Origin of the sequence: Nonomuraea sp. MG754425 (assembly GCF_021699195.1) — a bacterium.
Lineage (GTDB): Bacteria > Actinomycetota > Actinomycetes > Streptosporangiales > Streptosporangiaceae > Nonomuraea.
Map to the genome: position 1 here is coordinate 1 of NZ_SSXE01000260.1, position 10,928 is coordinate 10,928.

At 72.1% G+C, this 10,928-nt stretch carries 8 protein-coding genes; 6 read left to right on the forward strand and 2 right to left on the reverse strand.

What is annotated here, in order from left to right:
- Nucleotides 1-177 precede the first annotated feature (177 nt).
- Complete coding sequence (locus FAF44_RS48460; RefSeq protein WP_237110235.1) at nt 178-1,191, forward strand: hypothetical protein; 1,014 nt, start codon at nt 178-180, stop codon at nt 1,189-1,191.
- A gap of 16 nt (nt 1,192-1,207) precedes the next feature.
- Here FAF44_RS48460 and FAF44_RS48465 read toward each other — a convergent pair whose 3' ends face one another.
- Together FAF44_RS48465 and FAF44_RS48470 are read right to left on the reverse strand one after the other, a co-directional pair.
- Nucleotides 1,208-2,689 carry a sugar ABC transporter ATP-binding protein gene (locus FAF44_RS48465; protein WP_237110236.1) on the reverse strand — a complete coding sequence of 494 codons (1,482 nt, stop codon included), beginning with the start codon at nt 2,687-2,689 and terminating at the stop codon, nt 1,208-1,210.
- Nucleotides 2,690-2,763: 74 nt separating this feature from the next.
- The gene (locus tag FAF44_RS48470; RefSeq protein ID WP_237110237.1) at nt 2,764-3,564 is read right to left on the reverse strand and encodes a DeoR/GlpR family DNA-binding transcription regulator; all 801 of its coding nucleotides are present in this window, start codon (nt 3,562-3,564) and stop codon (nt 2,764-2,766) included.
- A gap of 163 nt (nt 3,565-3,727) precedes the next feature.
- Here FAF44_RS48470 and FAF44_RS48475 point away from each other — a divergent pair, with 163 nt between their 5' ends.
- Genes FAF44_RS48475 through FAF44_RS48495 form a run of 5 tightly spaced genes read left to right on the forward strand, consistent with a single transcriptional unit; the run spans nt 3,728 to nt 10,855 of the window.
- Complete coding sequence (locus FAF44_RS48475; RefSeq protein ID WP_237110238.1) at nt 3,728-6,307, forward strand: PA14 domain-containing protein; 2,580 nt, start codon at nt 3,728-3,730, stop codon at nt 6,305-6,307.
- On the forward strand, nt 6,304-7,371 hold the full coding sequence (locus FAF44_RS48480) for an ABC transporter substrate-binding protein (RefSeq protein ID WP_237110239.1): 1,068 nt from the start codon (nt 6,304-6,306) through the stop codon (nt 7,369-7,371). The genes FAF44_RS48475 and FAF44_RS48480 overlap by 4 nt, the downstream gene beginning before the upstream one ends.
- A 1-nt stretch (nt 7,372) precedes the next feature.
- The gene (locus FAF44_RS48485) at nt 7,373-8,938 is read left to right on the forward strand and encodes a sugar ABC transporter ATP-binding protein (protein WP_237110240.1); all 1,566 of its coding nucleotides are present in this window, start codon (nt 7,373-7,375) and stop codon (nt 8,936-8,938) included.
- Nucleotides 8,931-9,905 (forward strand): ABC transporter permease, encoded by a 975-nt coding sequence (locus FAF44_RS48490; RefSeq protein WP_237110241.1) that lies wholly within the window; start codon nt 8,931-8,933, stop codon nt 9,903-9,905. Before FAF44_RS48485 ends, FAF44_RS48490 begins: the two co-directional genes overlap by 8 nt.
- Nucleotides 9,902-10,855 (forward strand): ABC transporter permease, encoded by a 954-nt coding sequence (locus FAF44_RS48495; RefSeq protein ID WP_237110242.1) that lies wholly within the window; start codon nt 9,902-9,904, stop codon nt 10,853-10,855. The genes FAF44_RS48490 and FAF44_RS48495 overlap by 4 nt, the downstream gene beginning before the upstream one ends.
- The last annotated feature ends 73 nt before the right edge of the window (nt 10,856-10,928 follow it).

Consider the following 10,928-nt stretch of genomic DNA (forward strand, 5'->3'; position numbering starts at 1 on the left):
GCTGCTCGGCGGGCGGATCGCGGTCCGCAGGGCCCGCAGGCGCCGTTCGGGGGAGATGCCGGAAGTTACACGTCGGTCCGAATGATCCTCTACTATCGTGCGTCGAATAGAGGGCTTGCTCCCGGCCTGGATACATCCTGACCGGAACCTGCCCTGAGGCTCGGGGTAAGGAGAAGCGTGACGGCTGCGTCCTCCGCTGACCGGTCGTGCGCCACCCGCGGATCCGCTCCCCGGCGCGCCACCGCCCTCGCGGCCACCGCGGTGCTCCTGCTCGCCGCCGTCACCCCCGCGCAGGCCGCGCCCAAGCCCACCGTCAGCCAGCTCAAGAAGGAACTGGCCGCGCTGCAGAAGGACTCGGACAAGCTCATCGCCGACTACTACAACAGCCGGCTGGCCCACCAGAAGGCGGAACGGGCCGAGAAGGCGGCCCGCGAGAAGCTGGCCACCGCCCAGGAGGTCTTCGACCGCCACTCCACCGACCTGCGCGCCATGGCCGTCTCCCGTTACATCGCCGGCCAGCCCGGCCCGCTGGACGTGCTCGCCAACGAGCAGGACTTCACCCTCGTGCTCAGCCGCATGGCCCTCACCCAGCACGTGATCGACGAGCAGAACGCCAAGCTCCGCGGCTACGCCGGGGTCAGGGACGCCCGCAAGAGCGCCGAGCAGGAGGCCGCCGCCCGTACCGAGGAGCTGGAGAGCACCCTCGGCGACCTGGAGAAGGGCAAGAAGAAGGCCGAGACGCAGATCGAGCGGATCAAGGACCGGATCGATCTGCTCTACACGGCCCCGGGCCTGCGGCGTCCCGACGGCACGTGGGTCCCGCAACTGCCCCAGGGCTCCGACAACATCACGCCCCGGATGGCCCTGGTCAAGAAGCTGGTCTCGGAGCGCTTCGACGTGCCGTACGGGATCGGGTGCTACCGCGCGATCCAGGACGGCGGAGAGCATCCGCTCGGGCGGGCCTGCGACTTCATGCTGAGCAGGGGCGGGGCGTTCCCGTCGGCCGACGAGCAGCGGCGCGGCGACCAGATCGCCGAGTGGGTGATCAAGAACGCCAGGCGGCTGGGCATCATGTACGTGATCTACCGGCAGCGCATCTGGCACGTCAGGACCGGTGCGTGGCGCACGATGTCCGACCGCGGCGGCAACACGGCCAACCACTACGATCACCCGCACGTCTCGGTCTACTGAACCGCCGTCGCGGCGCTCAGTCCTTGGCCAGGGCCGCCAGCAGGCGGTCCTCGGTGACCTCGGGGCCGGTGAGCTGCTCGGTGATCGCGCCGTCGCGCAGCACCACCACGCTGTCGCAGTTGCCCGCCAGCTCGGCCACGTCCGAGGAGATCAGCAGGATGGCCAGCCCGTCCACGGCCAGTTCGTCCAGCAGCGCCTGCATCGCCAGCTTGGTCGCCACGTCCACGCCCCGGGTGGGCTCGTCCAGCAGCAGCACCTTGGGGTGGGTGGCCAGCCAGCGGGCCAGCAGCACCTTCTGCTGGTTGCCGCCGGACAGCTCGCCGGCCGGCTGGTGGGGCGAGACCGCCTTGATGCCGAGCCGCCGCATGAAGGTCGCCACGATGCCGTCCACCCGCGTGTCCGACACGATCCCCGCCCGCGACAGGCGGGGCAGGGCGGCCAGGGCGATGTTGTCGCGGACCGACAGGGTCGGCACGATGCCCTCGGTCTTCCTGTTCTCCGGCACCAGGCCGACCCCGGCGCGCACGGCGCTCCTGATCGACCACTTGCGGGCGGGCGTCCCGGCCACGGTGACCTGCCCGGCGTCCACCGGCAGCGCGCCCGCGATGGCCCGCGCGGTCTCGCTGCGGCCCGCGCCGAGCAGGCCGCCGAGTCCGACGACCTCGCCGGCCCGCATCTCCAGCGACACCCCGTCCAGCATGTGCTGCCGGGTCAGGCCCTTGGCCTCCAGGACCGGCGCGTCGGCGGGCACGTCCGGCTCGCCGGCGCGGGGGGCCGCCGCCACGGGCTGGAACGGCCGGCCGAGCATGAGCGAGACCAGCCGCAGCCGGTCGAGCCCGGCCAGCGGGCCGGTGTGCACGACCCGCCCGTCGCGCAGCACCGTGATCCGGTCGCAGATCCCGTACAGCTCCTCCATGCGGTGCGTGACGTAGACGACCGAGCGGCCCTGCTCGCGCAGCCGGGTCACGGCGGTGAACAGCGTCGCCAGTTCGGCGTGGTCGAGCGCGGTGGTGGGCTCGTCCATGATGACCAGGCGCGCGTCCGCCGAGGCGGCCCGCGCCAGCGCCACGATCTGGCGGGCGCCCTCGCCCAGCGCGCCGAGCGGGCGGCGCACGTCCACCTCCAGCCCGTACGCGGCCAGCACCTGTTCGGCGCGGGCGTGCACGGCCGCCGGGTCGATCAGCCCGAGGCGGCCCCGCGGCTCCCTGCCGAGCAGCAGGTTGCGGGCCACGCTCATGGTCGGCACGAGGTTGGTCTCCTGGTGGATCGTGGCGACCCCGGCCCGCCTGGCGTCGCCCGGCCCGGCGAACCTGACCGGCTCGCCGAGCAGGCGCAGCTCGCCCGCGTCGGGAGGGTGGACGCCCGACAGCACCTTCACGAGCGTCGACTTGCCCGCGCCGTTGCCGCCGACCAGGGCGTGCACCTCGCCGGCGCGTACGGACAGGGTGACGTGGTCGAGGGCGGTGACACCCTGGAACGTCTTGAGAACGCCAGCCACCTGCAGCACGGTTGCCTCCGCCTCGATCGTGATCGAGGAAGGAAACATTTCCGTAACGGTATTGTCACATTCGATCAGAACTGGGCGACGTGCAGCCGGACGCCGCGCGCGCTCAGGTCGTCGAGCACGTCGCGGGGCGCGGAGTCGTCGGTGACCAGGTGGTCGATGCGGTCGGGCGGCACGGTCTGGACCATCGTGTCCACGCCGAGCTTGGTGTGGTCGGCCAGCACCACGACCTCCTCCGCCGCCCCGGCCAGCGCCCGATCGACCCCCGCCACCTGCATGTTCGGGGTGGACAGCCCGCGCTCGGCGGTCAGGCCGTTGCCGGAGACGAACGCCCGGCGCACCCGCAGCCCGGCCAGCGACCGTTCGGCGGCGCTGCCCACCAGGGCCAGGATCGGGCCGCGCAGCGTGCCGCCGGTCAGCATCACCTCGACCCGCGGGGAGCCGGCCAGCACCTGCGCGACCAGCAGCGAGTTGGTCACCACGGCCAGCTCGGAGTGCCTGGTCAGGCGGCGGGCAAACTCCTGGGTGGTGGTGCCGGGGCCGACCACGATCGCGTCGCCGTCCTCGACGAGCGCGCCGGCCAGGTCGGCGATGGCGGCCTTCTCGGCCGCCTCCAGCGAGACCTTGTGCGCGTAGCCGGCCTCGCGCGACAGCTCGCCGGGCAGGGTGGCGCCGCCGTGGTGGCGGTTGAGCAGGCCCTCCGACTCCAGCGCGCGCAGGTCGCGGCGGACGGTGACCTCGGAGGAGTGCACGGCCTGGGCCAGCTCGCGCAGCGACACGGCGCCGTTGGCACGCACCAGTTCGAGGATGCGCTGCCGGCGTTCAGCGGCGAACACGGGCCTGCGTCCGTCACTCTGCGTGTCGCTCACGGCCCGATCATAGTCGATCGGGCCGGGCCGGTTCACCTCTGACCGAACGAGAACGAATCTGATCGAAAATCTTGACCGGCTCGGTCCGGCGGTGCTTACTTTGGAGCGTGTCCGGGTCAAAAGCTGTCCGAGCCTGATCGGCTGCGTTGCGAAAGGACCCCCCGTGCGTAAGCGCCTCGCGTTGCTGCTGGCCGTACTGCTGTCCGTGTTGTGGCAGTCGCCGACCCCAGCCTCGGCAGCCCCCTCCGAGCGGAACGGGCTGCGCGGCGACTACTACCTCGCCTCGGCGGCGGGCATGTTCGACTTCGCCGAGCTCAAGGCGAGCATCATCGACCCCAACCTGGAGCTGACCGACCTCAACCCCACGTTCAAGCTGCTGACCGGCAGGGAGGACGACGTCAGCGTCCGCTGGACCGGGCAGATCACCCCCGACTTCTCCGAGACCTACACCTTCTCCATCATCGGCGACAACGGCTTCCGCCTGTGGGTGGACGGCCGGCCGATCATCGACCACTGGGTGGACGACTGGGACAAGGAACAGGCCGGCGTCCCGATCGCCCTGGAGGCGAACAGGAAGTACGACGTCAAGGTCGAGTACTTCGAGCACTTCGGCGGCGCCAACCTGCGCCTGCGCTGGCAGAGCCCGAGCCAGCCGAAGGCGATCGTGCCCTCCCGGGCGCTCACGGTGCCGGCCGACTTCCAGCCGGACGGCCCGTACGACGCCAGGCTGAACGCGGCCGGCGACGTCGCGACGCTCACCTTCCCCAAGCCGCTCGCCGCGCTGCCCGCCGGCGCGGAGCGCAAACTGGCCGTCACCGTCGGGGCCGCCGCCTGGCCGGTCACCGCCGCGACGCTGAAGACCCCCGAGACCGTGGAGCTCAAGCTCGGCCACCCGGTCCCGTCGAAGGCGGGCAGCACCGTGCGCACCTCCTACGACGGCACCGGAGGCGTCGCCTACGCCGACGGCACGCCGCTGGCCGCCTACCCGTTCGCGCACGTGGTCAACGCCTCCACGTACGTGCTCAAGACCCGCTGGACCGACCAGGTGGACAGGCGGCACCCGCTGCCCGAGTACCCCAGGCCGCAGCTCGCCCGCGACCGCTGGCACAACCTCAACGGCGTGTGGCAGTTCGCTCCGGCCAAGGAGGGCGAGGCCGTGCCCGCCGGGCGCACGCTGCCCGAGCGCATCGTGGTGCCGTACCCGGTGGAGTCGCAGCTCTCCGGCATCGGGCGGCACGAGGAGCGCATGTGGTACCGCAGGACGTTCGAGGTGCCCCGCGCCTGGCGCGGCGAGCGGCTGATGCTGCACCTCGACGCCGTGGACTTCGACGCCGCGATCTACGTCAACGGCCGGCAGGTCGCCACCCACCAGGGCGGCTACGACCGGATCAGCGTGGACGTCACCGGCGCGCTCAGGGGCGACGGCGAGCAGGAGCTGGTCGTCGGCGTGCACGACCCGACCGACACCGGCGCCCAGGCCATCGGCAAGCAGCGGCTCGACCCGGGCGGCATCTGGTACACCTCGGTGTCCGGCATCTGGCAGACCGTCTGGATCGAGCCGGTGCCGAAGGACCGCGTCGAGCGCGTGGACACCACCCCCGACGTGGCCGGCGAGGCGCTGCGGGTGACCGTGCACGGCTCGCCGGGCACCGCCACCGTGATCGCCAGGGACGGCCGCAAGGTCGTCGGCGTCGTCCGGGGCGCGACCGGCCGGGAACTGCGGCTCCCGGTGCCCCGCCCCAAGCTGTGGTCGCCCGACGACCCCCACCTGTACGACCTGGAGGTCCGCCTCAAGGACGACAAGGTGGAGTCGTACTTCGGCATGCGCTCCATCTCCGTCTCCGGCAACCGCATGCTGCTCAACGGGCAGCCCGTCTTCCAGATCGGCCCCCTCGACCAGGGCTTCTGGCCCGACGGCATTTACACCCCGCCGACCGACGAGGCCCTGCGTTACGACCTGGAGCAGACCAAGGCGCTCGGCTTCAACGCGGTGCGCAAGCACGTCAAGGTCGAGTCCGACCGCTGGTACCTGCACGCCGACCGGCTCGGCCTGCTGGTCTGGCAGGACATGCCGGCCGCCTTCCGCACCACCGCCGGGCCGCAGTTCGAGGCCGAGCTGAAGGAGCTGGTCGACCAGCACCGCAGCAGCCCGTCGATCATCATGTGGGTGCCCTTCAACGAGGGCTGGGGCCAGTACGACCAGGCCCGCATCGCCGACCTGGTCAAGAGCTGGGACCCCGCCCGCCTGGTGAACAACATGAGCGGGATCAACTGCTGCGGCGCCGTGGACGGCGGCAACGGCGACGTCAAGGACTTCCACATCTACCCGGGCCCGGGTAACCCCGGCAAGCCGTCCGGCACCCGGGCGAACGTGCTCGGCGAGTACGGCGGCCTGGCCCTGCCCGTCGTCGGCCACACCTGGGCGGGCGGCGGCTGGGGCTACGCGGTCGAGCCCGACCCCGAGTCCCTCACCGACCGCTACGTCAGCATGACCGGCGAACTGGCCCGGTTGCACGCCTGCGAGCAGCTCAGCGCCGCGATCTACACCCAGACCACCGACGTCGAGACCGAGATCAACGGCCTCATGACCTACGACCGGGCGATCACCAAGCCCGACGTCAAGCGCCTGCACGACGCGCACAAGGCGCTGACCGGCGCGATCAACCCCACCTGCGACCAGCGCGCAGCGCGCCCGGGCCCCTCCGGCCCGGGCGCGGCACCTGAGAGGAAGGACCCGCGATGACCCCCCATGTCCGGACAGCCGCGCTGGCGCTGGCCGTCCTCCTCACCGCGGCCGCGTGCGCGAAGGCGGAGGAGCCGCAGAGCGCGCCGGCCGCCACCGGCTCGGCCGGACGGCAGGTCGTCCAGAGCCCGTCCGGCACGGCCGGGCCGACGTGCACGCTGCAGCAGTTCGGCGGCACGGCCTTCGACCTCAGGAGCGCCGTGGTGGGCTTCTCCCAGTCGGAGAAGGAGGCCAACCCGTTCCGGATCGCCGAAACCAAGTCGATCAAGGACGAGGCCGCCCGGCTCGGCATCACCGACCTCAGGGTCACCAACGCCCAGTCGCAGTTCTCCAAACAGATCACCGACGTGCAGCAGCTCATCGCCCAGGGCGTGCGGCTCCTGGTCATCGCGCCGCTCAACTCCGACGGCTGGGAGCCGGTGCTCCAGCAGGCCGCCGCCAAGAAGATCCCCATCATCACGGTCGACCGCAAGATCAACGCCAAGGCGTGCAGCGACTACCTGACGTTCATCGGCTCCGACTTCTACGAGCAGGGCAAACGCGCCGCCGACCGCATGATCGAGGCGCTGGACGGCCAGGGCAAGGTCGCCATCCTGCTCGGCGCGCCGGGCAACAACGTCACCACCGAGCGCACCAACGGCTTCAAGGACCGCGTCAAGGAGAAGGCGCCCGGCCTGACGATCTCGTTCGAGCAGACCGGCGAGTTCGCCCGGGAGAAGGGACAGCAGGTCACCGAGCAGCTCATCCAGTCCAACCCCGACATCAACGGCATCTACGCCGAGAACGACGAGATGGCGCTGGGCGCGGTCACCGCGCTGAAGGGCGCGGGCAAGGAGCCCGGCGAGATCAGGATCGTCTCGGTGGACGGCACCCGCAGCGCCGTCCAGGGCATCGCCGACGGCTGGCTGCACGCGGTCATCGAGTCCAACCCGCGCTTCGGCCCGCTCGCCTTCGAGACCGCCCAGAAGTTCCTGAACGGCGAGGCCATCCCCGACAAGGTGATCATCTCCGACCGCGACTACGACACGGGCAACGCCGAGGACTCCATCGGCGAGGCGTACTGACTTGGCCGACGACGTGGCACCGGTCCTGGAGGCCCGGGGGATCAGCAAGCGCTTCCCCGGCGTGCTCGCCCTCGACGACGTGTCCCTCGCCCTGCGTCCGGGCCAGGCGCACGCGCTCGTCGGCGAGAACGGCGCGGGCAAGTCCACCCTGATCAAGGTCTTCACCGGCGTGTACCGGCCCGACGGCGGCGAGCTGCGCTACCGGGGCGGCCCCGCCGCCTTCGGCACCCCCATGGAGGCGCAGCGGGCCGGCATCTCCACCATCTACCAGGAGGTCAACCTCGTCCCCATGATGTCGGTGGCCCGCAACCTGCTGCTCGGCCGCGAGCCGCGCGGCAGGTTCGGGGTGATAGACGCCGCCGCCATGTACGACGAGGCCGCGCGGGTGCTGGCCGGCTACGGCGTCGAGACCGACGTCCGCCGGCCGCTGCGCGCGCTCGGGGTGGGCGCGCAGCAGATGGTCGCCCTGGCGCGGGCGGTGTCGGTGGACGCGCGGGTGGTCATCATGGACGAGCCCACCTCGTCCCTGGAGCCGCGCGAGGTGGAGACCCTCTTCGGGGTGATCGGGCGGCTGCGCGACAGCGGGATCGCCGTCCTGTACGTCAGCCACCGCCTCGACGAGCTGTACCGGGTGTGCGACCAGGTGACGATCCTGCGCGACGGCCGCCTGGCCCACACCGGCCCGCTGGCCGGGCTGGGGCGGCTCGACCTCATCTCGCTCATGCTCGGCCGCGACCTGAACGAGGTCCGCTCCCACGGCCTGACCAGCTTCTCCCGCGAGCGCCACGCCGAGGCGGCCCGTCAGCCCGGGGACGCCGGGCGGGCTCCTGCCCGGGGCCCGGTCGTCGAGGCGCGCGGCCTGACCCGGCGGCACGTCCTCGACGGCGTGGACGTGAGCGTCCGGCCGGGCGAGGTCGTCGGTCTCGGCGGGCTGCTCGGCGCCGGGCGCACCGAGACCGCCAAGGCCATCGTCGGCGCGCTGCCGCTGGACGGCGGCCAGGTGCTCGTGGCCGGCGCGCCCCTGCGGGCCGGCTCGACGTCGGCGGCGATCAGGGCGGGCGTCAGCCTGCTGCCCGAGGACCGCAAGGCCGAGGGCATCATCCCCACCCTGTCCGTCCGCGAGAACATCGCCCTGGCCGCCCTGCCCGCCCTCGGCAGGGCCGGCGTGGTGTCCGAGGCGAAGATCGACCGGGTGGTCGAGATCTTCATGCGGAGGCTGCGGATCAAGGCCGCCTCGCCGCACCAGCTCGTCTGCGAGCTGTCCGGCGGCAACCAGCAGAAGGTGCTGCTGGCCCGCTGGCTGGCCGTGCGGCCCAAGGTGCTGCTGCTGGACGAGCCCACCCGCGGCATCGACGTCGGCGCCAAGGCCGAGGTGCAGGCGCTGATCGACGAGCTGGCCGGGGAGGGGCTCGGCGTGCTGCTCATCTCCTCCGACCTGGAGGAGCTCGTCGAGGGCGCCGACCGGATCCTCGTGCTGCGCGAGGGCGCGGTCGTGGGCGAGCTGGCGGGCGACGAGGTGACCGAGGAGAGGATCATGGCGACGATCGCGGAGCAGGCCGATGGCTGAGCTCACCTCACGCCAGGGCGGCGGCCGGGCCGCCGTGCTCAAACCGCAGGTGTACGCCTGGGTGCAGGACTACGGCGTGTACGCCGCGGTGCTGGCGCTGCTGCTGTTCAACGTGCTGTTCACCCCGCACTTCCTGGACGCCTCCAACTTCCGCACCCAGCTCGTCCAGGTCACCCCCGTCGTGATCGTCTCGCTCGGCATGGCGCTGGTGATCGGCACCCAGGGCATCGACCTGTCGGTGGGCTCGGTGATGGCGCTCGCCGCCGCGCTGACCGTGCTCTATCTCGGCTACGGCTGGCTGCCCGCGCTCGCCGTGGCCGTGCTCGGCGGCGCGGTCGTGGGGGCCGCGGGCGGGGCGCTCGTGGCGTACGTCGGGGTGCAGCCCATCGTGGCCACGCTCGCGCTGCTGGTCGGCGTGCGCGGTCTGGCGAACGTCCTGGTGCCGCAGCTCGTCGAGTTCCGCAACCCCGGCCTGATCGCGCTCGGCAGCAGCGCGGTCGCCGGGATCCCGGTCATCGTGCTCATCGCGGCGGCGCTGACCGCCATCGTGCTGTTCGTGGTGCGGCGCACCACGTTCGGACGGCAGGTGGTCGCCATCGGCGGCAACCGGCCGGCCAGCGAGCTGTCGGGCCTGCCGGTCCGGCGGGTGCTGCTGACCGTGTACGTCATCTCCGGCCTGCTCGCCGCCCTGGCCGGGGTGCTGGCCACGGCCCGCTTGCAGGCCAGCGACCCCACCTCGCTCGGCCAGTTCATCGAGCTGTCGGCGATCACCGCGGTGGTGGTCGGCGGCACCCCGCTGACGGGCGGCCGGATCAGGGTGCTCAGCACCGTCATGGGCGCGCTGCTCATGCAACTCCTCGCGGCCACCCTGATCAAGCACAACCTGCCGCAGTCGTGGACCCAGATGGTCCAGGCGGTCATCATCCTGGCCGCCGTCTACGCCACCAGGAAGCGGGGCAGCCGATGAACCGCGAGCAGGTGAGCCGCCTGCTCCAGCAGCACGGCGCCGTCATGGTGCTGGGGCTGCTGGTGATCGTGGGCAGCCTGGCCTTCGACACCTTCGCCACCCCCGCCAACGCCGCCAGCGTGGTCGTGTCCTCGTCGTTCCTGGCGATCATCGCGATCGGCATGACGTTCGTGATCATCAGCGGCGGGATCGACCTGTCGGTGGGGTCGCTGTTCGTCCTGGGCGGGGTGCTGGCCGCCTACGGCTCGCGGCACGGCCCGCTCGCCGCGCTGCTGCTGCCGCTGGCGGTGTGCGGGCTGGTGGGCCTGCTCCAGGGGCTGGTGATCGCGCGTACGGGGATGGCCCCGTTCATCGTGACGCTGGCCGGGCTGCTCGGCGTGCGCGGCCTGATGCTGGCCATCTCCGACGAGGGCGCCACCACCTACCTCGTCGAGGACCGCGCCTTTGCCGCGCTCGGCCAGGGCGAGATCCTCGGCCTGTCCTACCCCGTGTACGTCACGGTCGTCCTCGCCCTGGCCGCGATGGTGCTGCTGCAGCGCACGGGCTTCGGCCAGAACGTGTACGCCGTCGGCGGCAACGAGCAGGCGGCGGCCCTGATGGGCGTGCCCGTCGCGCGCACGAAGGTGCTCGTGTACGTCATGTCGGGCCTGCTGGCGGGCCTGGCCGGCGCGCTCAACGCCGCCCGGCTCTCCTCCGGCGTGACCATCCTCGGCATCGGCCTCGAACTCGACGCCATCGCCGCCGTCGTGATCGGCGGCACCCTGCTGACCGGCGGCGCCGGCGGCGTCACCGGGTCGGTGGCCGGGGTGCTGCTGCTCGGCGTCATCCAGAGCCTGATCAACCAGGTGGGCAGCCTGACCTCGGCGTTCCAGCAGGTGGTCAGCGGCGTGTTCCTGGCGCTCGTGGTGGTGGCGCAGCGGCTGCTGAGCAAGGCCCAGCGGCTCACGTGACGCCGCCCCCGTCCGTGACTATCGGACCCGGCCGCGCGGCTTGAGCCGCGTGCCGGGCAGGACGGGCGCGGGC